This is a genomic window from Halorubrum pallidum, from assembly GCF_055380345.1.
On sequence record NZ_AP043945.1, the window covers coordinates 37274 to 59908 of the forward strand.

Genomic DNA, 22635 nt, shown 5'->3' on the forward strand with positions numbered 1-22635 from the left:
GCACCTAAATATTAGGGCTGATAACCCCCGTCAGCGGTTCACAATCGAGGATCAGCCAGCACCCCACGACGGCGGGAAAACGAACAAAACAGAGCGGGGGTACAACGAGACCCACGCGGGGGCGCGCAACCGCGACGAGCGGATGAGCCGAGCGGGCTACCCCAGAACGTACCGCGCCCACGGGTACCGCTCGACGAGCGGCCGGCCGCCGACCCTGTACTCCTCGACGTACGCGTCGAGCCCGAGGATCCGACCGGCCCCGAACGCGGCGACGGAGAGGAACACGAGCATGTACGCGAAGTCGCCGTTGACGTATCCGTGCGCGATGTTCCAGTTGCCGAAATAAAAGAGGACCATCATGAACGCTCCCCAGAAGGCGGCGAGTCGGGTGAGAAAGCCGACCAGCAGGCCGAGCCCGATGAACACCTGACCCCACGGAACGGCGACGTCAACGAACGCCATGAACCACGCCGTCTCGGACATCGCGATGAACAGCCCGGCGAGCGGGCTACCGTTTCCGGCCGGCGCGCTCGCCAAGTAGCTCGCTGCGCTGAACGGCTCACCGAGGAGTTTACCCAGCCCGGCCTGGAGGAACGCCAGCCCCATCATCAGCCGCAAAGCGAGAATGAACCAGACGCTGAGGGTGTGGAGCTTCCCTTCGGCAGAGATACCGGCAACAGTGCTCTGTAGCGAAACTTCTTTCATTGACATACACGGAGAGATGACATATTACTAAATAAACATAGCGGCGGATTCTCGGGCGCGGAGAGACGTCGAGCGCACCGGCATCGGACGGAAACGCGACCCGTCGGAACCCGTCCGACCCACCGGGTCGAAACTGGACGGCGATCCGTCTCGTATCGACCGGCGTCGCGCGTGTCGGCGTCGGTTTCACTTTCGCTTTCGGGGTCGTTTTTAACACCCACCGGGTCGACAGTTTGGGTATGAGCCAGTCCACGTTCGACGACGACGACCTGTTCGGCGAGGCGGCCGCGGAGACCCGCGCGGAGGTCGAAGATCACCTGGCGGCCGCCCGCACGGAACTCCCCGACCCGGACTCGGTCTGGGAGACGGACGCGGACAACGTGCTCGGCGTGCTCAACGGACTGAAGTCGGCGCTCGACGTGGGCGACGCGGTCGGCAGCGTGCGCTCGGCGAAGAAGGCGTACGTCCTCGGCGAACGCGCCGACGCCTTCGAGGACGCAGCCGACCTGAAGGCGGAGATCGAGGAACTGGAGGAACTCGTGGGCGACATCGAGGCCGCCGCCGAGGAGGTCGCGTCGCTCACCGGCACCGTCCCCGCGATTCGCGGTGCGCTGCAGGACGCGGCGGCCGAACGGGACGAAGAGGAGAGCGAGGAGTGACGGATCCGTCCCCGCCCGTCAGGGCGGGGCTTTCTCTTGACTCTCTGTGAGCTTATCGTGACGTCGGCTCCCGATCGACGACCGCCGTCGCCAGATCCGCGAGCGCGTCGCCCGCGCGGTCGAGCAGTTCCTCGCCGCGCGCGGCGTCGCCCGCGCTGGGGTCGCCGACGACGCCGTTGTCGGTGAACTCGTCCGAGTCGTGCGCGAGGTTCACGCCCGCGACCCACTCGCCCCAGCGGTCGGCGGCCCCATCGCTCGCGGTCGCGACGCGATCCTCTCGGACGAGATGCGGGTGTGTCGCGCGCAACAGCGACGTCTCCAGCGGACCGGCGTGACCCATGTCGCTCGCGTGCTCGCCGACCGCCTCGAACCACGTGAACGCGACCGCGTAGCCGTCGTGAGCGTCGTCTCGGGAGAATCGCCGCGCGACCTCCGCGAGCGCCTCGACGTTGCCGCCGTGGCCGTTGACGAACACGACTCGGTCGATCCCGTGGCTCGGCAGCGACTCCGCGGCCTCGCGGACGTACGCCCGGAAGGTGTCGGGCGAGACCCACATCGTCCCGTCGAACGCACGGTGCTCCTCCGCGACGCCGACGGGTATCGGCGGAGCGACGACGACCTCGCCGAGTGCGCCGTCACCGGATGCGTCGTCGCCGACGGACGTCTCGTAGGCCGTCGCGCCCGCCTCCGCGACCGCGACCGCGTCGAGCGTGTCGGTGCCGAGCGGCGCGTGGGGGCCGTGCTGTTCGGTGCTGCCGACGGGAACGAACGCGACGTCGACGTCGGCGTCGCGCACGTCGGTCCAGGTGGCGTCCGCGAGTCGCATACCGGGACGTCGCCGCGACGGACCGTATAGGCGACGGTCCGAACAGGAGAGTTATTCGGATGGGTCGTGAACGGGATGTCATGGTAGACGATAGCGGGGATCACGCACGGGCGTACGGGGTCACGTTCGGACCGCTCAAGCGCGCGCTCCGCGAGCACAGGTACCCGGTGTCGGCCGCGGAGCTGATCGAGCAGTACGGGGGGTTCGAACTGGAGACCGCGACGGGAAACGAGCGGCTCGAAACGGCGTTGGAGGGAACCGAGACGGCGCGGTTCGGCGAGCCGTGGGAGGTCCGCGACGCGATCTTGGACGGCCTCGACGACGGCGCGGTGCGAGGACGAGCCGCTCGCGCGGACGAGAGCGGCGACGACCCCACCGAGGTCGACGCGGCGGGCGACTGGAGCCGGCTGGAGAGCGAGGAGTGACACCGTCCGAGGCGTCGCCGGTACGGCCGCGGCTCAGTCGTCGTCGCCCTCGGCGTCTTCGATCAGTTGCGCGGTCCGCTCTTGTGCGCGGTCGATGAATTCCTGTGGCAGCTCGTCGATCTCGCCGGCCTGCACGCCCCAGAGGTGCGCGTACAGCCCGTCGTCGTCGAGAAGTTCCTCGTGGGTCCCCCGCTCGACGACCTCGCCGTCCTCCAACACGAGGATCGCGTCGGCGTCTTTGATCGTCGAGAGCCGGTGTGCGATCGCGAACGTCGTCCGGTCGGCCGTGAGCCGGTCGAGCGAGCGCTGGATCAGCATCTCCGTCTCGGTGTCGACGTCGGAGGTCGCCTCGTCCAAGACGAGGACGTCGGGGTCCTTGAGCACCGCCCGCGCGATGGTGACACGCTGGCGCTGGCCGCCGGAGAGCTTCACCCCGCGCTCGCCGACCATCGTGTCGTAGCCGTCGGGGAGGTTCTCGATGAACTCGTGTGCCTCCGCGGCGCGCGCGGCCTCCCGGACCTCCTCGTCAGTCGCGTCGAAGGTACCGTACGTGATGTTCTCGCGGACGGTGCCGTAGAAGAGGTACGACGACTGACCGACGTAGCCGATCGAGCGGCGCAGCGACGTGAGCGTCACGTCGCGGACGTCTTGGCCGTCGATCCGGATCGCGCCCTCGTCGACGTCGTACATCCGGAGCAACAGTTTGAGCACGGTCGATTTTCCGGCTCCGGTGGGTCCGACCAACGCGAGCGTCTCACCCCCTTCGACTTCGAAGTCGATGTCCGAGACGATCGTCTCGTCGTCGTAGCCGAACGAGACGTGGTCGTACGCGACCGCGCCGTCGTCGACGACGAGGTCCTCTGCGTTCGGATCCTCGGCGAGCCGCGAGGGCTCGTCCATCAGCCCGAAGATCCGCGCGGAGGAGGCGCGAGCGCGCTGATACATGTTGATTATCTGTCCGAACTGCGCCATGGGCCAGATGAACCGCTGGGTGTAGAGGATGAAGACGACGAAGTTCCCGACGGTGAGCGTTCCGGTGAACGGTCCCGGCGGGGTCTCCTGAAACACCCAGAGGCCGCCGATGACGAAAGTGATCACGAAGCCGATACCGGCGAACACGCGCAGCGCCGGGAAGAAGGTGATCCGGGTGCGGATCGCGTCCCAGTTGGCGTCGAAGTAGTCCATCGACACGTCGTCGACGCGGTCGGACTCGTACGGCTCGGTGTTCGAGGACTTGATCACCTGAATGCCGCCGAGGTTGTTCTCCAACCGTGAATTCATCGTCCCGACCGAGGAGCGCACCTCGGCGTACTTCGGCTGGATCGTCTTGATGAACAGGTAGGTGAACCCGGCGATGATGGGCACGGGGAGGAGCGCCACGAGCGCCAGTTGCCAGTTGATCCACACGAGCAGCACGCCGATCCCGACGACCATCACGGAGAGCCGGAACAGCGAGTTCATCCCGTCGTTCAAGAATCGTTCGAGCCGGTTCACGTCGTTCGAGAGGATGGACATCATCTCGCCGGTCTGCTTATCGGAGAAAAACTCCATGTTCAGCCGCTGCATCTTGTCGTACGTGTCGGTCCGGACGTCGTGTTGGATGTGCTGGGCGAAGGCGTTGAACCCCCAGTTTCGGACCCAGTGGAACCCGGCACCGAGCACGAACGCGCCCGCGATGACGCTGACCGTGAACCAGAACTGCGCCGCCTGTTCGGTCGGGAGCCACGCGTCGGGTAGCAAGACGAGCGGAATCTGCTCGCGGAACAGGGCGTCCTGATAGAACACGGCGTCGATGGCGATCCCGAGCATGAGCGGCGGGAGCAGATCGAGGAGCCGCGCGAAGATGCTGGCGAGAACGCCGACGGAGACCTGCGGGAGGTACTCTCGGCCGTACACGGCGAACAGCCGCCGCATCGGATTCTCGACCTCCTCGCGCTGCTCCTCGAACGGGTCGTCGTCTTCCCACTCGGCGCTACTCATCACCGAGACTACCGGGCCGCGAGGCAAGTGCGTTTCCTTCGGATCGATCTGGACGGTGAAGCATACGTCAGACGTTCGCCCGCTCGATCGCCGGGTCGACGCCGGCGGCGTCGAGGTCCTCGCGAATCCGTCGGCGGAGCGGGTTCGGGACCGTCTCGCGGGGGATCGGCGCGGCCGTGTCGCGGTCCTCGTCGGTCGGCACCGTCCAGTAGAGGACGCGCTCGGCGGCGGCGTAGAACTCGATCGCGACCCGGTTGCCTCCGCCGTCGTAGTGGACGCGCGCGGCGGCCCCCTCGGCGCGCCACCCCTCCTGATCGATGAGTGCGGCGATCTCCTCGTGCATGGACGGACTCGGGACGGGAGACTCATGTCGGCTTCGACCGGTCGCCGGTCCACTCGACAACCGCGTCGACGAGCACGCCTCGAAAGGAGTTTAGCCCCGCCGGCCACAGGGCGGGTATGTCCCTTCGCGTCACCTTCCTCGGGACGGGCGGCGCCGTCCCGACCACCGAACGCGCGCCGAGCGCCCTGTTCGTCAACCGCGAGGGCGACCGGCTGCTGTTCGACTGCGGCGAGGGCACCCAGCGCGGCATGATGCGGTACGGCACCGGCTTCGGGATCGACCACCTGTTCGTCTCGCACCTCCACGGCGACCACGTCCTCGGGATCCCCGGTCTCGTCCAGACGCTCGGGTTCAACGACCGCACGGAGCCGCTCACGATCCACTGCCCGCCGAACACCGGCGACGACCTCCGCGATCTCGTCCACGCGGTCGGCCACGACCCGGCGTTTCGGGTCCGGATCGATCCCGTCGCTCCGGGCGAGGTCGCCCTCGACGCCGACGGCTACGCGGTCCGCGCGTTCGAGACGGAACACCGCACCAGATCACAGGGGTACGTCTTGGAGGAGGCGGACCGCCCCGGCCGGTTCGACCGTCCGAAGGCGGAGGAACTCGGCGTCCCCGTCGGCCCGAAGTTCGGCCGACTCCACGACGGCGAGTCCGTCGAGGCCGAAGATGGGACGATAGTCGAGCCCGATCAGGTCGTCGGCCCGCCGCGCCCCGGGCGGAAGCTCGTCTACACGGCGGACACGCGACCGCGAGAGCGAACCGTCGAGGTCGCCCGCGACGCCGACCTGCTGGTCCACGACGCCACCTTCGCCGACGACATGGCCGACCGCGCCCGCGACACCGCGCACTCGACCGGCCGCGAGGCCGGGTCGATCGCGGCGCGCGCGAACGCGAAGCGGCTGGCGCTCGTCCACGTCTCCTCGCGGTACGCGGCCGACGCCTCGCCGATCCGCCGAGACGCGCTCAAGGCGTTCGACGGCGAGTGTCTCCTCCCCGACGACGGGACGCTCATCGAGGTGCCGTTCCCCGACGCGGACGAGTAGGCCGCTTCCCGGTCGCGCCGGATCGCCGCCCGGGAAACCTTGATGGGCCGCGGCGACGACCCTGGCGTATGTCCGACAACTGCATCTTCTGTGCGATCGTCGACGGCGAGATCCCGGCGCGAACCGTCCACGAGACCGACGACGTGGTGGCCTTCCTCGACGCCAACCCGCTCGCTCCGGGACACACGCTCGTGATCCCCAAATATCACGCCGAACGCGTCGGCGACCTCGACGCCGACCTCGCGAGCGCCGTCTTCGACGCGGTGGCAGCGATCACGCCGGAGGTCGAACGCGCCGTCGACGCCGACGGCGCGAACGTCGGAATCAACGACGGCGAGGCGGCCGGTCAGGAGGTTCCGCACGTCCACGTCCACGTTGTCCCGCGGTTCGACGGCGACGGCGGCGCGCCGATCCACGCGGTCGCCGGCGAGCGACCCGACCTCGCAGACGAGGAACTCGACGCGATCGCCGACGACGTGTCGGCCGCGATAGACGGGTGACACTCGCCCGAGCCGATCGGCCTTCGTCGATCACCCGCGCCCGCCCGCCAGCCGGTCTGCGGCCGGTAGCGTCCGGAGCCACAGCATCGCGCCGGTCCCCACGATCGGGCCGACGACGAGCGGGGCGAACGCCCACCGCCAGCCGACGGCGTCTTGCACGACGGGAACGAGTTGGATCGACGCGATGGTGATGAGGAAGCCGACCGCGGTTTGGAGCGTCAGCGCGGAGCCGACGTAGCTCTCGTCGGCGAGTTCTGAGACCGCCGCGGAGAACTGCGCGGAGTCGGCCACGATGAAGAATCCCCAGACGAGAACGAACGGGGCGACCACGAGCGGCGACGCCCCGAACACGACGCCCGCGAGCAGGCAGGCCGCCCCGGAGACGCCCATCGACAGGCTCGTGACGACCGACCGCCCCCAGCGGTCGGCCGCGGAGCCGGCCAGCCACGCGCCGACGCCGCCGACGGAGATTGTCGCGAACGCCAACAGCGCGGCGCTGCGGTCGGCGTCGGCGACGCCGCCGGCCTCGAAGCTCGCGACGAGGTAGACGGGGATCCACGTCCAGACCGCGTACAGCTCCCACATGTGCCCGAAGTAGCCGGTGTTTGCGAGGACGACTCCACGGTCGGTGACGATCCGGCGGATCGCGCTCGGATCGAACGGGGCCGTCTCCGGCTGGTGCGGCCCGTCCTCGTACGCGAGGACGAGCGCGCCGCCGAGCGCGGCGAGCGCGGCGGTGCCATACAGGACCGCGTCGGGCCGACCGATCCCGCTGACCGCCCGGAGGAGATGCGGCGAGGCCGACCCGACCGTCAGCGCGCCGACCAGCACGCCGATGGCCAGCCCGCGTCCCTCGTCGAACCACGACGCCATCATCTTCATGCCGGTGGGATACACGCCAGCGAGCGCGACGCCCGTCAGAAATCGCAGGAGGATCGCCGGCACGCCGCTTTCGACGACCGCCGCGATGACCGCCGTCCCCGCGGCACCGGCCAGCGCGGAACCGGCGAACAGGTAGCGCGGCGGGACGACGTCGGCGATCGTGAGCGACGCCGACAGGAGGGCACCGACGACGAACCCCAGTTGGACCGCGTTGGTCAGCCACGCCGTTTCGGCGGACGAGAGGCCCCACGCCGCGGCCAGTTCCGGGCCGACGGCGGTCCCGCTGAACCAGAGCGTCATGGCGAACAGCTCCGCGACGCCGACGAGTGCGAGCGCGCGCCACTTCCCGTCTGCGATGGCCGCCATACGCCATCTAATGGCAAATATATGGTATAGATATTGGGGTCGATGTTGAGAGAACACCACGAGGCATCGCGACGATCCGCGACGCTTAACAGCCGACTCCAGAGACCGGTGCCATGCATACCACGACGCTCGCGCTGGTCGGGGCGACCGGCGGCGCGGGGACGACGCGGACCGCCGTCGAACTGGCGGCGGTCGGGGCGCGAGGCGGCCACGACGTGGTCGTCATCGACGCCGCGTTCACCACGCAGGGACTCTCGGAGTACGTCGCGGGCCGGATCGACACCGATCTCACGGCGCTCGTCACCGACGAGACGGAGTCGTCGCTGTCGGCGGCTGCGTATCCGATCGGTGACAGAAGCGGAGCCGAGAGGGACACGAAACCGGGTCCGGAGAGAGACTCGGAGACGAACAGGGAACCGAGACGGGACGAAAACCCGCGAACGAGAGATACCGACACTCCGGGCCGCGTCGACGCCGTCCCCGCGCGAGCACCGTTCGAGCGTCTGGCGCGGTCGAAGACCGCGGCGGCCGCGCGGAAGCTAGAGCGTCGCATCGACGAGGCGGTCTCGACGTACGACGCCGTGATCCTCGACGTCGCCCCCGTCGGTTCGAACGAGGCCGTCGCCGCGGTCACCGCCGCCGACCGCGTCGAGGCGGTACGCCCGGCGTCGGCGCACGGACGCGACGCGCTCCAGCGACTCCGCGGGCGGATAGCCGACGTGAGTGCGACCGTCGACGGAGCGATCGCGGTGGCGCGCGGCGGTCGCGGCGAGCGCACCGAGGAGCGAACCGACGCCGAGACGGTGCTTCCGGCCGTCGAGCCGGCGGTCGCGGCCGCACCGACCGCGGCCAGCGGCGACGATGCGTACGCGCGTGCCGCCGCCGACGCCTACGAGCGCGCGTTCGGCGCGTCGCTCGGGCTCGAGTTCGACGATCACGGACTGATAGATCGGCTGCGACCGTCGCGCTGACCGGGACTCTCGGGACGGGAGCGGAAACGACCGACTCAGCGGAGGCCGTTGGGGTCACCGAGCGCGCCGCCGGGTGCGTCGGAGTCCGATCCGAGCGCGTCGCGCCCGCGATCCGCACCGGCAGAACCACCCGCACCGAGCGGGGCGGAGCCGGCGAGATGGGCGTCGACGGCGTCGGAGACTGCGGACAACGGGTCGTGCGTCTCGACGTACGTCGCCAGCGCGAAGTCCGCCTCGTCGCCGCCGGCGAGCGCGACGGCGTCGCTGCGGGCGATCCGGCCGTCGAGCCAGTCGCGGACGACGCCGCGGCGGGTCGGGGCGAGCGGACTGACGCCTGCGACGCCGCAGCGGTGGAGCGTCTTCGCGGCGATCATCGGTGTCACACCAGCCTCGGCGGCGGCATCTCCCACGCTCCGTCCGGCCGAGTACGCGTCGACGAGCGTCGCGGTCGCGGCCGGCGTACACGGGAGATCGCCGGCGTGGGCGGCGAGGCGATCGACGAGCGGAGTCGCGGTGTCGTCTGCGACGGCGACCCCGCGGTCGCGCTGGCGCGAGGTCACTTCGAGACCGGCCGCGATCTCCGAGAGCGTCATGGGAGTCGATGCGCCGGACGGGGTGTTAAACCTCCCGTACTGCGACGGGGTCGACGGCAATCCACCGACCGGTAACCGGTCGGTTCGAGCGCGCGGATCGGGTCGAACACCCGTCGATCCACCCGGGTTTAAGTAAGGGATCGGGCCGGAGTTCGAAGTACGATGAGCCAAGCACGTCCGACCCGGATCCGTTCGCACCGCACCGAAACCACCGACGGCGTCGCGGAGACGGAGCGAGCCTCCGTCGACGAGTGTCCCGAGTGCGGCGGCCGGACGCGGGTCGACGCGGCCGAGCGCGTCTGTCGCGACTGCGGGCTCGTGGTGGAGGCGGACCGGATCGACCACGGTCCCGAGTGGCGCTCCTTTTCGGACGACGACACGAACCCGAAGCGCACGGGTGCCCCGTTGACGCGCTCGCGACACGACCGCGGGCTCTCGACCGAGATCGGGCGGTCGACCCGCGTGAAGGGGCGCAAGCGCCGCCGGCTCGCTCGGATGCGGACCCAGCACAATCGCGCGCGGATCTCGACGAAGCGCGACCGCAACAAGGTGTACGCCTACACCGAGATCCGGCGGTTGACCGGCGCGCTGGAGCTGCCGAACGGCGTCCGCGACACGGCCTGCACCCTGTTCGACTCCGCACAGAAGGAGAGCCTGCTGCGCGGGCGATCGCTGGAGGGCTTTTCGGCCGCGTGCGTCTACGTCGCCTGCCGCACCGCGAACGTCGCCCGAACCGTCGGTGAGATCTGTGTCGAGGCGAAGGCGACGGAGGCAGAGCACCGCGCCGCCTTCGACGCCATGAACCGCGAGCTCGGGCTCCCGATCGGTCCGACCGGTCCCGCGGAGTACCTGCCGAGATTCGCGAGCGACCTCGGGGTCGCATCCGACGTCGAGCGCCGCGCCGGCGAACTGGCCGAGCGCGCCGTCGCAGAGGGGATCGCGAACGGCCGCAACCCGGTCGGCGTCGCCGCCGCCTGCATCTACACCGCGGCCCGCGAGCGCGACGCCGACTGCACGCAACAGGAGGCCGCCGACGCCGCCGGCGTCACGCCCGTGACCGTCCGCCGGACCTTCGTCGAACTGACCGCCTGAGTGAGCGGCGAAGTTCGGACGGGCAGACCGGCGGACGGGCGCGAAGCGGACGCGGGGCGGACGCGATACAGACAAGCGAACGCGCGGCCGCTCCGGAGGGCTCCCGAACGCTCGTGAGCGATCACGACACGTGGGGACGGATAACACGAAAACCGTTAAGCCCGGCAGTCGCGTACGAGCGGGTATGAGCGCTGACCGGTCCGCCCTGTTGCGGGCCATCGAGCGCGGCGAACGGGACGGCGGCGCGATAGAGTTCAAGGAGCGGCTCACCCGCGAGGTCCACCTGGCCGACGGCCGGATGGAGTCGCTCGTGGCCCAGCTCCGGCATCGCGTGCTCTCGGGCGACGGCGAGGCCACCTACGTCCTCGGCGTCACCGACGACGGCGGGCTCGCGGGCGTCGAACCCGAGACATTCTCCGAGACGATGGACGTGCTCTCGCTGCTCGCGAGCGAGGCGGACGCGCACATCGCTGACGTCGAGACGTGGAGCGCCGGCTCGTCCGGCAACGGGAGCACTGACGGACTCGTCGGGCTCGCCACGCTCCGCGATGGGGGGATGTTCGAGACCGACGACGACCACCTCGTGATCGGGACCGCGGGCCACGTCGACCACGGGAAGTCGACGCTCGTCGGCACCCTCGTTACGGGACGGGCGGACGACGGACAGGGCGGCACGCGGGGATTCCTCGACGTACAGCCGCACGAGGTCGAGCGGGGACTCTCGGCGGACCTCTCGTACGCCGTCTACGGCTTCGCCGACGGCGACGACGAGCCGGTACGGATGGACAACCCTCACCGGAAGTCCGACCGCGCGCGGATCGTCGAGGAAGCCGACCGGCTCGTCTCGTTCGTCGACACCGTGGGGCACGAGCCGTGGCTCCGGACGACGATCCGCGGGCTCGTGGGCCAGAAGCTCGACTACGGACTCTTGGTCGTCGCCGCCGACGACGGACCGACGAAGACGACGCGCGAACACCTCGGCATCCTGCTGGCGACGGAACTGCCCACTATCGTCGCGATAACGAAGGCGGATGCCGTGAGCGATGAACGGCTCACCGCGGTCGAACGCGAGGTCGAATCGATGCTGCGGGACGCCGGTCAGACGCCGCTCCTCGTCGACCGCCACGGGATCGACACGGCGGTCGCGGAGGTCGGCGACGGGGTCGTCCCGCTGCTGTCGACGAGCGCGGTGACGAAGGCGGGCGTCGAGACGCTCGACCGGCTCTTCGAGACGCTTCCGAAGCGGGCGACGCCCGAGCGCGCGGAGTTCCGGCTGTACGTCGACCGCAGCTACAAGGTGACGGGCGTCGGGGCGGTCGCGTCCGGCACCGTCAACTCCGGCACCGTCGAGGCCGGCGACGAACTCCTGTTAGGACCGATGGCCGACGGCACCTTCCGCGAGGTCGAGGTGCGCTCCATCGAGATGCACTACCACCGCGTCGACAAGGCGACGGCCGGCCGGATCGTCGGTATCGCGCTCAAGGGCGTCGACGAGGCGGAGATCGAGCGCGGAATGGCCCTGGTCCCCCGCGACAGTGACCCGGAACCGGTCCGCGAGTTCGAGGCGGAGGCGATGGTTCTCAATCACCCGACGCGGATACAGGCGGGCTACGAGCCCGTGGTCCACGTCGAGACCGTCTCCGAGGCGGCCGTCTTCGAGCCCGAGGGGGGCCAGCTCCTCCCCGGTGACACCGGACGGACGCGCGTCCGGTTCAAGTTCCGGCCGTACCTCGTCGAGGAGGGACAGCGGTTCGTCTTCCGCGAGGGGTCGAGCAAGGGCGTCGGGACGATTCGAGGAGTGAACCCGGAGAAGTGAATCGGCGAAATGGGTACGGAACCGGTCAGCTGTCGTCGACGTCGACGAGCTCCATCAGCGGGTAGCCGTCAGTCATCGTCATCCGGGTGCTGACGCCCACGCCCTCGTAGTCGATCCGCATCTCGACGTCCATCAGCGAGCCCGTGAGTTCCGTGTAGCCGTTCTCGTGGTCGATGGCGTTGGCGACGCGGTCGTCGCGGATCTCGACGGTCACCGACTCGCAGAACGGCTGGTTCTCGATCGCCTCCGCCATCGCGGCCTCTAGGCTCCGGGCGCTCGACGGGCTGACGGGCGTTCCCGCGAACTGGTGGTACAGCGAGCCGAACTTGATCCCCGCCTCGAAACACGCCTGCTGGGCGTCGGTTGCCATGCTCCACCTCCGGCAGCGGCGGGGAAAGAACTTCTGTGGGCGAGCGATCGACGCCGGTCAGCGGGGCGAGGCCGCGTCACCGGCGCGTCGACGCCGAACGGAAGGCGTTAGGTTCGGCGGCCGGAACCCGTGGGCATGAACGCGCTTCGCGTGACGGGCGGCCGGGTGCTTCGCCCGGACTGCCGCGTGACCGAGTCGGACGTGACGATCGACCGCGACGCGGGCACGATAGTCGCCGTGGGTGAGACGGCGGTCGACGGAGCGGACGCCGCTCCGCCCGACGAGGCCGACGAGACCCTCGACGCGTCCGGGTCGCTCGTGATTCCGGGGCTCGTCAACGCGCACACGCACGTCGCGATGACGCTGCTCCGCGGGTACGCCGACGACAAGCCGCTCGGCCCGTGGCTGCGCGAGGACATCTGGCCGGCGGAGGCGGAACTCACTCCCGACGACATCGAGGCCGGTGCCGAACTCGGCGTCTTGGAAATGATCCGATCGGGGACGACGGCGTTCGCCGACATGTACTTCGCGATGGACCGGGTCGCGGACGTGGTCGACCGCGCGGGACTGCGCGCGCGACTCGGCCACGGGGCGGTCACGGTCGGCAAAGACGACGGGGACGCGCGGGCGGACGTCGAGGAGAGCCTCGCCGTCGCCCGAGACCTCGACGGGGCCGCAAACGGGCGGATCCGGACAGCCTTCATGCCGCACTCGCTGACGACGGTCGGCGAGGAGCACCTCCGCGAGGGCGTGGCCGCGGCCCGCGAGGCGGGCGTCCCGGTGCACCTCCACGCGAACGAGACGGTCGACGAGGTCGACCCGATCGTCGACGAGCGCGGCGAGCGTCCGATCGCGTACGCCGACGATGTCGACGCGCTCGGCGCGGACGACTTCTTCGCGCACGGCGTCCACCTCGACGACGGCGAGATCGAACGGCTCGCCGGGTCGGGGACCGCGATCGTCCACTGTCCGGCCTCGAACATGAAGCTCGCGAGCGGGATGGCCCCCGTCCAGCGGCTCCGCGAGGCGGGCGTCACGGTCGCGCTCGGCACCGACGGCGCGGCCTCGAACAACGATCTCGACCTCTTCGACGAGATGCGCGACGCCGCGATGCTGGGAAAGCTCGCCGCGGACGACGCGAGCGCGGTCCCCGCCGAGGCCGCAGTGGAGATGGCGACCGCGGGAGGCGCGACCGCCGTCGGGCTCCCCGGCGGTCGGATCGAGCCCGGTGCGGCCGCCGACCTCGCCGTCGTCGACCTCGATGCCCCGCACCTGACGCCGGTTCACGACCCCGTCTCGCACCTCGCGTACGCGGCGCGCGGGAGCGACGTGCGACACACCGTGTGCGACGGCGCGGTCCTCATGCGCGACCGCGACGTGCTGACGCTCGACGCCGACGGCGTGCGAGCGCGCGCGGCCGCCGCCGCACGCGACCTGATCGACCGCGTCGAGCGGGAGTGACGGCGCGTGTACTGCCTGTCGTCGAGGAGTATATAGCGGTCTGGCCGGTTTACTTTTGAATCAAAAGTTTCGACCACATATCAACCCGACTCTAGAAGTAGTAAACCAGCTAAGAGTGGAGCCCCTAGTAACGGGTATGCCAGACAGAACAGCTCACCTCGACATCACGGGGATGTCCTGTGCCAACTGCTCGGCGACGATACAGGACGCCCTGGAGGGCCTCGACGGCGTGGCGTCGGCGACGGCGAACTACGCCACCGACGAGGCGACGGTCGAGTACGACCCCGCGGCGGTATCGCTCCGTGAACTGTACGACGCCATCGAATCGGCGGGCTACGGCGCGGTCTCGGAGACGGTCACGATCGCGATCACGGACATGTCGTGTGCGAACTGCGCCGAGACGAACGCGGACGCCCTCGAAGACACACCGGGCGTCGTCGACGCCGACGTGAACTACGCCACCGACGAGGCGCAGGTCACCTACAACCCCGCCGACGTCTCTCGTTCCGACCTCTACGACGCCATCGAATCGGCCGGCTACTCGCCGGTGCGTGAGGACGGAAGCGGCGCGACCGGCGACTCTGACGGCTCCGGCGCGAGCGACGCGAGCGGCGAAGCGGGCTCCGGATCTGGCGGCGACGGCGGCCAGAGCGCCCGCGACGCAGCACGCGAGGAGGAGATACGCAAACAGCTCCGCCTGACGCTGTTCGGGGCCGCGCTCGCGGTCCCCCTCCTCGCGTTCATGGCCGACCACCTCCTCTTCGACGGCGCGCTCTTGCCCGACGAAGTGTTCGGGGTCGGCGTCGGCTGGGTGCAGTTCCTGCTCGCGACGCCCGTGCAGGTCGCGCTCGGTCGACCGTTCTACGAGAACTCCTACAAAGCGCTCGTCAGGAACGGCCGCGCCAACATGGACGTGCTGATCGCGCTCGGCTCCACCACCGCGTACGCCTACTCGGTCGCGGTCCTCTCAGGGGCGATCGCCGGGAGCCTCTACTTCGACACGGCCGCGCTCATCCTCGTGTTCATCACGCTCGGTAACTACCTCGAAGCGCGCTCGAAGGGGCGGGCCGGCGAGGCGCTCCGGAAGCTGCTGGAGATGGAAGCCGAGACGGCGACGCTCGTCGGCAGAGCGGCGTCGGAGACGCCGCATGCAGACGGCGAAGCCGTCAGCGAGGACGGAGAAGAAGAGGAGGTCCCGCTCGAGGCGGTGGAGCCCGGCGATCGCATGAAGGTTCGCCCCGGCGAGAAGATTCCGACCGACGGCGTCGTGGTCGACGGACAGAGCGCGGTCGACGAGTCGATGGTGACCGGAGAGTCGGTCCCCGTGGAGAAAAGCGAGGGCGACGAGGTGGTCGGATCCACGATCAACGAGAACGGCGTGCTCGTCGTGGAGGCGACGAAGGTCGGCGCGGACACCGCGCTCCAGCAGATCGTCGAAACGGTGAAACAGGCGCAGTCGCGCCAGCCCGACATCCAGAACCTCGCCGACCGCATCTCGGCGTACTTCGTCCCCGCGGTCATCGTCAACGCCCTGCTGTGGAGCATCGTCTGGTTCCTGTTCCCCGAGACGCTCGCCGGAGTCGTGAACGCGCTCCCGCTGTGGGGACTCGTCGCCGGCGGGCCGGCAGTGGCCGGCGGCGTCTCCGTCTTCGAGTTCGCGGTCGTCGTGTTCGCCTCCGCGGTGCTCATCGCGTGTCCCTGCGCGCTCGGGCTGGCGACGCCCGCGGCCACGATGGTCGGCACGTCCATCGGCGCGCGCAACGGCGTCCTGTTCAAGGGCGGCGACGTGCTCGAACGCGCGCGGGACGTCGACACGGTCGTCTTCGACAAGACGGGGACGCTCACCGAAGGGGAGATGGAACTCACCGACGTGGTCGCATTCGGCCCCGACGGTGAGCCCCGCCCCGACGGCGGGTCCGCCGAGGCGGTCGGCGAGAATGTCGAATCCGGCGCGGACGGCACCGCCGCCCTCTCCGACGACGAGGTGCTCCGACTCGCCGCGATCGCCGAGCGTGGCAGTGAGCACCCGCTCGCTCGCGCCATCGTCGACGGGGCCGAGGCGAGGGGCGTCGACGTACCCGAACCGGACGAGTTCGAGAACGTCCCCGGTCACGGCGTCCGTGCTCAGATAGAGGGGGAGAGCGTGCTCGTGGGGAACCGAAAGCTCCTCCGCGACAACGGGATCGACCCCGACTCCGCCGCGGAGACGATGGAGCGTCTGGAAAGCGAGGGGAAGACGGCGATGCTCGTTGCGTACGGAGGGAGGCTCGTCGGCGTCGTCGCCGACGCCGATTCGGTGAAGTCGAGCGCCGCGGACGCCGTTTCCGCCCTCCGCGACCGCGGCCTCGACGTGATGATGATCACGGGTGACAACGAGCGCACCGCGCGCTCGGTCGCCGACCGAGTCGGGATCGATCCCGGAAACGTCCGCGCCGAGGTCCTCCCCGAGGACAAATCCGACGCGGTGGACTCGATTCAAGCCGACGGACGCAAGGCAATGATGGTCGGTGACGGCGTCAACGACGCGCCGGCGCTCGCGGTCGCGTACGTCGGCACCGCCATCGGGAGCGGCACGGACGTGGCCATCGAGGCCGCTGACGTGACGCTGATGCGCGACGACCCGCTCGACGTGGTTCGGGCGATCCGCGTCTCCGACGCCACCCTTCAGAAGATCAAACAGAACCTCGTGTGGGCGCTCGGATACAACACGGCGATGATCCCGCTGGCGTCGCTCGGGCTGCTCCAGCCCGCACTCGCCGCCGCGGCGATGGCCTTCTCCAGCGTGAGCGTGCTCACTAACAGCCTGCTGTTCCGCCGGTACGAGCCCGACCGTGACTACCGGCTGCTCGGCCGGCTGCGGTGAGCGAGACGAGAGCCGACGAGTTTACATTTTGTATAGCGGTATAGAATACACACCTACCGACGGCGTGTCGTTCCGATCCGAACTATTCGGCCGTGTTGGCGACGTGAAATCGTTCGTATCAGTCGTCCCAGCACCGATCGACCGGCTTTTTTCCGACCGTACCGTCGACTCCGGTATGGCCGACGAGTTCGACCCAGAGAAGTTCGAGGATAAGTACGCCCACTACTTCAACGAGCTTCAGCGGGCGTACAAGAACGCGTTCAACCAGATGAACGACCGGCACGACTCGGAGCTGATCCACGGGATCGACCAGACGGTGCTCAACGAGTCCGAACCGTTCTACGAGAACGGCGAGTTCTACGTCGAACTCCCCGAGAACCCCCGGGAGCGCATCCGCGGTGCCGTTTCCGTCGACGACGAGACGTTCGAGGAGACACTCGACGAGTACGTCGACCGTATCGAGGCGGAACTGTATCGGACGCTCGGCGTCGACCGGCCAGAGTGAGTCGGCCGTATTCGTCTGTTCACCGCCCGAAGCGCCGGTTTTCGCGGTTCGCGTTCGGTCGAACCAAAGGCATAAGCCCGCCGACCGCCAACTCCCGGGCATGAGCACGGATACGAGCGACGCGGACAACGACCTCCGCGAGCGGATCACGAACTTCCTGCGGCGCAACTTCCCGCAGATCCAGATGCACGGCGGGAGCGCCGCGATCAACCATCTCGACCGTGAGAACGGCGAGGTCACGGTGCAACTCGGCGGGGCGTGTTCCGGCTGCGGCATCTCGCCGATGACGATTCAGGCGATCAAGTCCCGGATGGTCAAAGAGATCCCCGAGATCGAGACAGTGCACGCCGACACCGGGATGGGAGCCGGCGCGGACGGCGACCTCGGCGGTACCAGCAGCGACGGTATGTCGCCCTCGTTCCCCGGCGAGACGTCCGAGGACGACGGCGATGAAGGACCGCAGGCCCCGTTCTGAATCGGCGCGTTCCGTACTTCTCTCCGAGTTTTTCCGTCCCGTAGCGCCTGCTGTGCGTTTCGTCATGGCCGGTGTACTCGTTCTCTGTCCCCCACCTATAAATTGTATTTCGCTATATTAATTACACGAGTTCGACAGAACGCGTCATCGCCCGCTGAGTGAAGACTTTTTGCTTGGGCGGTCGTTGGCGGTTTCATGCACCACCGAGAAGTCGAGACGACTGCGGAGTACGTCGCGCGGTTCGAGACCGGAGCCGACTGGCGCGAGGAGATCGAGGACCTCGCCCGTGCGGAAGACGTCGAGGCGGGCTGGTTCACGGCACTCGGTGCGGTCCAAGACGCCGACGTCTGGTTCTACGATCAGGATGACACCGAGTACGAGTCGGTGACGTTCGACGAACCGCTCGAGGTCGCCGCCTGCGTCGGGAACATCTCCCTGCTGGAGGGCGACGTGTTCGCGCACACCCACGCCGTGCTCTCGCGGCCGAGCGGGCAGGCGCTGGCCGGCCATCTCGATTCCGCGACCGTCTGGGCGGGCGAGTGTCACCTCCGGGCGTTCGACGAGCCGCTGGAGCGCGAACACGATCCGACGACCGACCTCGACTTATGGCTCTGAGGCGACGGCGGCGGCGATGAGGCCCGACGACGAGCGATACTTCGCTCGGATCGAAGACCGGCTGGACGAGGCGTGGGACGTCGCGGAGGCCGCCAAACGGCAGGGACACGATCCGAGGCCCGAGATCGAGATCCCGGTCGCCCGCGACATGGCCGACCGCGTGGAGAACATCTTGGGCATCGACGGCGTCGCAGAGCGCGTCCGCGAGCTGGAAGGCGAGATGTCCCGCGAAGAGGCGGCCTTAGAGCTGGTGAAGGACTTCGTCGACGGCAACGTCGGCGACTACGACTCCCGCGAGGGGAAAGTCGAAGGGGCGGTCCGGACCGCGGTCGCGCTGCTCACCGAGGGGGTCGTCGCCGCGCCGATCGAGGGGATCGACCGCGTCGAGCTACTGGAGAACGACGACGGCACGGAGTTCGTCAACGTCTACTACGCCGGGCCGATCCGGTCCGCCGGCGGGACCGCGCAGGCGCTGTCGGTGCTGGTCGCGGACTACGCTCGGTCGCTTCTGGGAATCGACGAGTACAAGCCGCGAGACGAGGAGGTGGAGCGGTACGCCGAGGAGATCGCTCTCTACGACACGGAGACGGGACTCCAGTACACGCCGAAAGACAAGGAATCGAAGTTCATCGCCAAGCACATCCCCATCATGCTGGACGGGGAGGCGACGAGCGACGAGGAGGTCTCGGGGTTCCGCGACTTGGAGCGCGTCGATACCAACTCCGCTCGCGGAGGGATGTGTCTCGTCGCAGCCGAGGGGATCGCGCTCAAAGCACCCAAGATCCAGCGGTACACGCGCGACCTCGACGAGGTCGACTGGCCGTGGCTCCAAGACCTGATCGACGGGACGATCGGGAAGGACGGGGCGGGCGACGGCGACGCCGTCGAGAGCGGCGGCGGGGACGACGCCGACGGCGGAGACGGCGATTCCACAGACGACGGTGCGGACGACGAAGGCGGGGACGACGAGTCACCGTCCGATCCGGTCGGACCGTCCAGAGCGGAGCCCGCCCAGAAGTTCCTGCGGGACCTCATCGCCGGCCGACCGGTGTTTACCCACCCGAGCGAGGCCGGCGGATTCCGGCTCCGGTACGGTCGCGCGCGCAACCACGGCTTCGCGACCGGCGGCGTCCACCCCGCGACGATGCACATCGTCGACGACTTCCTCGCGGCCGGGACGCAGATCAAGACCGAACGACCGGGGAAGGCCCACGGCGTCGTCCCCGTCGACTCCATCGACGGGCCGACCGTCCGGCTCGCCAACGGCGAGGTCCGTCAGATCGACGACCCCGAGGAGGCGAAGGCGGTCCGCAACGGGATAGAGAAGGTGCTCGACTTGGGCGAGTACCTCGTCAACTACGGGGAGTTCATCGAGAACAACCACGCGCTCGCGCCCGCGTCGTACGTGTACGAGTGGTGGGTACAGGAGTTCGAGGCGGCCGGCGCGGACGTTCAGGCGCTCTCTGACGACCCCCACGTCGATCTCGAACACCCGAGCGTCGAGGCGGCGCTCGACTGGGCCGACGCGTACGACTGCCCGCTCCATCCCGAGTACACCTACCTCTGGCACGACGTCTCGGTCGAGACGTTCGAGACGCTCGCCGACGCGGTCGCCGGGGGCGACGTGGTCGAGGGCGTCCTCGCGATCGAGCGCACGGAGACGACCCGCGAGGCGCTGGAGGCGCTGTTGGTGGAACACGCCGCGACGCCGGACGCACTCCGCATCCCGACGTGGCGGCCGCTGGCGCGCTCGCTCGGCGTCGACGACGGTCTCCGGAAGACGTGGAGCGCGGCGGACCTCTCGGCGGACGCCCGCGAGTGGGCCGGCGGCGACAACGCGGTGCGGGCGGTCAACGAGGTGGCCCCGTTCGAGGTCCGGGAGCGCGCGCCGACCCGGATCGGCAACCGGATGGGCCGTCCGGAGAAGTCGGAGAGCCGCGACCTCTCTCCTGCGGTCCACACGCTGTTCCCGATCACCGAGGCCGGCGGGCCCCAGCGCGACGTCGCGGAGGCCGCGAACGTGATGGACGATCAGGGCCGCCGCGGCCGGCTGGACGTGGAGATCGCAGAGCGCGTCTGCCCCGACTGCGGCGATCCCACCTATCGGGCGCTGTGTCCCGACTGCGAGACCCACACCGAACTCCACTACGAGTGCGGCGGGTGCGGGACCGTCTGTGAGCCCGACGAGGCCGGCCGCGTCGTCTGCCCGCGCTGCGAGTGGGAAGTGACCGCGGCGACCCGCCAGGAGATCGACGTGAACGACGCCTACCGCTCGGCGATGGAGACGGTCGGCGAGCGCGAGTCGGCCTTCGAGATCCTGAAGGGCGTTCAGGGGCTCACCTCGCGGAACAAGACACCGGAGCCGATAGAGAAGGGCGTCCTCCGCGCGAAAAACGGCGTCACCTCGTTCAAGGACGGGACGGTCAGGTACGATATGACCGACCTCCCGGTCACGTCGGTCCGGCCCGAGGAACTCGACGTCACCGCTGACCACTTCCGAGAGCTGGGCTACGAGACGGACATCGACGGCGAGCCGCTCCGTCACGACGACCAACTGATCGAACTGCGGGTACAAGACATCGTCCTCTCGGACGGCGCGGCAGAGCACATGCTGAAGACCGCGGACTTCGTCGACGATCTCTTAGAGCAGTTCTACGGGCTCGATCGCTTCTACGAGGTCAACGAGCGCGACGACCTCGTCGGCGAACTGGTCTTCGGGATGGCCCCCCACACGAGCGCCGCAACTGTCGGGAGAGTGGTCGGATTCACCTCGGCCGCGGTCGGATACGCGCATCCGTACTTTCACGCCGCGAAACGGCGTAACTGCTTCCATCCAGAGACGGAGATCGAGTATCGAGAGGGCGCAGGGTGGCACCGCGAAACGATCGAGACGTTCGTCGAGGATCGATTGGACAACCCCGAGACTGACGACTTCGGAACGCTCGTCGAGGAACTCGACGGCGCGATCGAGGTCCCGTCGATCGACGAGCGCGGAATCAGGTCGACACAGTCGGTGACCGCCGTCTCGAAACACCCGAGCCAAGAACACCTCATTCGGGTCGAGACCCAGCGCGGGCGTTCGATCCGCGTGACGCCCGACCACACGATGCTGCGAGTCGTGGACGGGGGAGTTCGAAAGATCGCCGCGAACGAACTGGCGGTCGGCGATATGGTTCCGGCGAGTCCCTCGCGGCGGAACGCACCGATCGACGCCGCCGCCAGCACGTCGACGGACGGTGGAGTCGCGACTGACGAGGTAACGTCGGTCTCGTTCCTCGAAAGCGACGTCGAGTATACGTACAATCTCACCGTCGCCGAGACGCACACGCTCGCAGCGAACGACTTATCAGTCGCTCAATGTGACGGCGACGAGGACTGCGTGATGCTACTCATGGACGGCCTTCTCAACTTCTCTAAAACGTATTTACCCGATCAAAGAGGTGGAAGAATGGACGCACCCTTAGTGATGTCCTCGCGGATCGACCCCTCGGAGATCGACGACGAGGCGCACAACGTCGACATCGTGCGCGAGTACCCGCGCGAGTTGTACGAGGCGTCGCTGGAGATGGCCGATCCGGAGTCGGTCGAGGATCTGATCCAGATCGGCGAGGACACGCTCGGGACCGACGACGAGTACCACGGGTTCGACCACACGCACGACACGACTGACATCGCGATGGGACCGGATCTGTCGGCGTACAAGACGCTCGGGGACATGATGGAGAAGATGGACGCGCAGCTGGAACTGGCCCGGAAGCTGCGCGCCGTCGACGAGACCGACGTGGCCGAGCGGGTCATCGAGTACCACTTCCTGCCGGACATCATCGGGAACTTGCGCGCCTTTTCGCGACAGGAGACGCGGTGTCTCGACTGCGGCGAGAAGTACCGCCGGATGCCCCTGAGCGGGGAGTGTCGGGAGTGCGGCGGCCGGGTGAACCTCACCGTCCACGAGGGGTCCGTGAGCAAGTACGTGGACACGGCGATAGAGGTCGCAGATCGGTTCGGCTGCCGGCCCTACACGAAACAGCGGCTGAAGGTGTTAGACCAGTCGCTGGAGTCGATCTTCGAGGACGACACAAACAAGCAGTCGGGGATAGCGGACTTCATGTGACGCGGCCGGCGTCGCCGGCGGCGAATCG

20 protein-coding genes are annotated in these 22635 nt (G+C 68.7%); 13 read left to right on the forward strand and 7 right to left on the reverse strand.

Annotation, left to right across the window (positions count from 1 at the left end; all coding sequences use genetic code 11):
• Positions 1–156 precede the first annotated feature (156 nt).
• The gene (locus tag ACZ45C_RS01825; protein ID WP_460561609.1) at positions 157–711 is read right to left on the reverse strand and encodes a DoxX family protein; all 555 of its coding nucleotides are present in this window, start codon (positions 709–711) and stop codon (positions 157–159) included.
• A gap of 233 nt (positions 712–944) precedes the next feature.
• Here ACZ45C_RS01825 and ACZ45C_RS01830 point away from each other — a divergent pair, with 233 nt between their 5' ends.
• On the forward strand, positions 945–1364 hold the full coding sequence (locus ACZ45C_RS01830) for a DUF5790 family protein (protein ID WP_460561611.1): 420 nt from the start codon (positions 945–947) through the stop codon (positions 1362–1364).
• A gap of 52 nt (positions 1365–1416) precedes the next feature.
• Here ACZ45C_RS01830 and ACZ45C_RS01835 read toward each other — a convergent pair whose 3' ends face one another.
• Positions 1417–2190, reverse strand: a complete 774-nt coding sequence (locus ACZ45C_RS01835) for a creatininase family protein (RefSeq protein ID WP_460561613.1) — start codon at positions 2188–2190, stop codon at positions 1417–1419.
• Positions 2191–2270: 80 nt separating this feature from the next.
• On the opposite strand from ACZ45C_RS01835, the gene ACZ45C_RS01840 reads away from it, so the two are divergent.
• Positions 2271–2615, forward strand: a complete 345-nt coding sequence (locus ACZ45C_RS01840) for a DUF5789 family protein (RefSeq protein WP_460561615.1) — start codon at positions 2271–2273, stop codon at positions 2613–2615.
• A 33-nt stretch (positions 2616–2648) separates the two neighbouring features.
• On the opposite strand, the gene ACZ45C_RS01845 is transcribed toward ACZ45C_RS01840, so the two are convergent.
• Together ACZ45C_RS01845 and ACZ45C_RS01850 are read right to left on the reverse strand one after the other, a co-directional pair.
• Complete coding sequence (locus ACZ45C_RS01845) at positions 2649–4595, reverse strand: ABC transporter ATP-binding protein (RefSeq protein ID WP_460561617.1); 1947 nt, start codon at positions 4593–4595, stop codon at positions 2649–2651.
• Positions 4596–4662: 67 nt separating this feature from the next.
• Positions 4663–4938 carry a DUF7538 family protein gene (locus tag ACZ45C_RS01850; RefSeq protein WP_460561619.1) on the reverse strand — a complete coding sequence of 92 codons (276 nt, stop codon included), beginning with the start codon at positions 4936–4938 and terminating at the stop codon, positions 4663–4665.
• Positions 4939–5054: 116 nt separating this feature from the next.
• Between ACZ45C_RS01850 and rnz the strand changes: the two genes are divergently transcribed.
• Together rnz and ACZ45C_RS01860 are read left to right on the forward strand one after the other, a co-directional pair.
• The gene (gene rnz, locus ACZ45C_RS01855) at positions 5055–5987 is read left to right on the forward strand and encodes a ribonuclease Z (RefSeq protein WP_460561621.1); all 933 of its coding nucleotides are present in this window, start codon (positions 5055–5057) and stop codon (positions 5985–5987) included.
• A 68-nt stretch (positions 5988–6055) separates the two neighbouring features.
• The gene (locus ACZ45C_RS01860) at positions 6056–6487 is read left to right on the forward strand and encodes an HIT family protein (RefSeq protein WP_460561622.1); all 432 of its coding nucleotides are present in this window, start codon (positions 6056–6058) and stop codon (positions 6485–6487) included.
• Between the two features lie 30 nt (positions 6488–6517).
• Here ACZ45C_RS01860 and ACZ45C_RS01865 read toward each other — a convergent pair whose 3' ends face one another.
• Complete coding sequence (locus ACZ45C_RS01865) at positions 6518–7735, reverse strand: MFS transporter (RefSeq protein WP_460561624.1); 1218 nt, start codon at positions 7733–7735, stop codon at positions 6518–6520.
• Positions 7736–7848: 113 nt separating this feature from the next.
• On the opposite strand from ACZ45C_RS01865, the gene ACZ45C_RS01870 reads away from it, so the two are divergent.
• Positions 7849–8706 (forward strand): P-loop NTPase family protein, encoded by an 858-nt coding sequence (locus tag ACZ45C_RS01870; RefSeq protein WP_460561626.1) that lies wholly within the window; start codon positions 7849–7851, stop codon positions 8704–8706.
• A gap of 35 nt (positions 8707–8741) precedes the next feature.
• Here ACZ45C_RS01870 and ACZ45C_RS01875 read toward each other — a convergent pair whose 3' ends face one another.
• A complete protein-coding gene (locus tag ACZ45C_RS01875) occupies positions 8742–9299 on the reverse strand; it encodes a DUF7858 family protein (protein ID WP_460561628.1) in 558 nt (185 codons plus the stop codon).
• A 162-nt stretch (positions 9300–9461) separates the two neighbouring features.
• Between ACZ45C_RS01875 and ACZ45C_RS01880 the strand changes: the two genes are divergently transcribed.
• Both ACZ45C_RS01880 and ACZ45C_RS01885 read left to right on the forward strand, forming a co-directional pair.
• The gene (locus tag ACZ45C_RS01880; RefSeq protein ID WP_460561630.1) at positions 9462–10391 is read left to right on the forward strand and encodes a transcription initiation factor IIB; all 930 of its coding nucleotides are present in this window, start codon (positions 9462–9464) and stop codon (positions 10389–10391) included.
• Between the two features lie 184 nt (positions 10392–10575).
• Positions 10576–12207, forward strand: coding sequence for a GTPBP1 family GTP-binding protein (locus ACZ45C_RS01885; protein ID WP_460561632.1), 1632 nt, complete (start codon positions 10576–10578; stop codon positions 12205–12207).
• 25 nt (positions 12208–12232) lie between these two features.
• Here ACZ45C_RS01885 and ACZ45C_RS01890 read toward each other — a convergent pair whose 3' ends face one another.
• On the reverse strand, positions 12233–12577 hold the full coding sequence (locus ACZ45C_RS01890; protein ID WP_460561634.1) for a dihydroneopterin aldolase family protein: 345 nt from the start codon (positions 12575–12577) through the stop codon (positions 12233–12235).
• A 135-nt stretch (positions 12578–12712) separates the two neighbouring features.
• Between ACZ45C_RS01890 and ACZ45C_RS01895 the strand changes: the two genes are divergently transcribed.
• The 6 genes from ACZ45C_RS01895 (at position 12713) to ACZ45C_RS01920 (ending at position 22607) form a co-directional block, all read left to right on the forward strand.
• Positions 12713–14038, forward strand: coding sequence for an amidohydrolase (locus tag ACZ45C_RS01895; RefSeq protein WP_460561636.1), 1326 nt, complete (start codon positions 12713–12715; stop codon positions 14036–14038).
• A 136-nt stretch (positions 14039–14174) separates the two neighbouring features.
• A complete protein-coding gene (locus ACZ45C_RS01900) occupies positions 14175–16901 on the forward strand; it encodes a heavy metal translocating P-type ATPase (protein WP_460561638.1) in 2727 nt (908 codons plus the stop codon).
• A gap of 175 nt (positions 16902–17076) precedes the next feature.
• Positions 17077–17406 (forward strand): DUF5783 family protein, encoded by a 330-nt coding sequence (locus ACZ45C_RS01905; protein ID WP_460561640.1) that lies wholly within the window; start codon positions 17077–17079, stop codon positions 17404–17406.
• A gap of 100 nt (positions 17407–17506) precedes the next feature.
• Positions 17507–17881, forward strand: coding sequence for a NifU family protein (locus ACZ45C_RS01910; RefSeq protein ID WP_460561642.1), 375 nt, complete (start codon positions 17507–17509; stop codon positions 17879–17881).
• A 195-nt stretch (positions 17882–18076) separates the two neighbouring features.
• Positions 18077–18496, forward strand: coding sequence for a PPC domain-containing DNA-binding protein (locus ACZ45C_RS01915; RefSeq protein WP_460561644.1), 420 nt, complete (start codon positions 18077–18079; stop codon positions 18494–18496).
• Between the two features lie 16 nt (positions 18497–18512).
• Complete coding sequence (locus ACZ45C_RS01920) at positions 18513–22607, forward strand: DNA-directed DNA polymerase II large subunit (protein WP_460561646.1); 4095 nt, start codon at positions 18513–18515, stop codon at positions 22605–22607.
• Positions 22608–22635 lie beyond the last annotated feature (28 nt).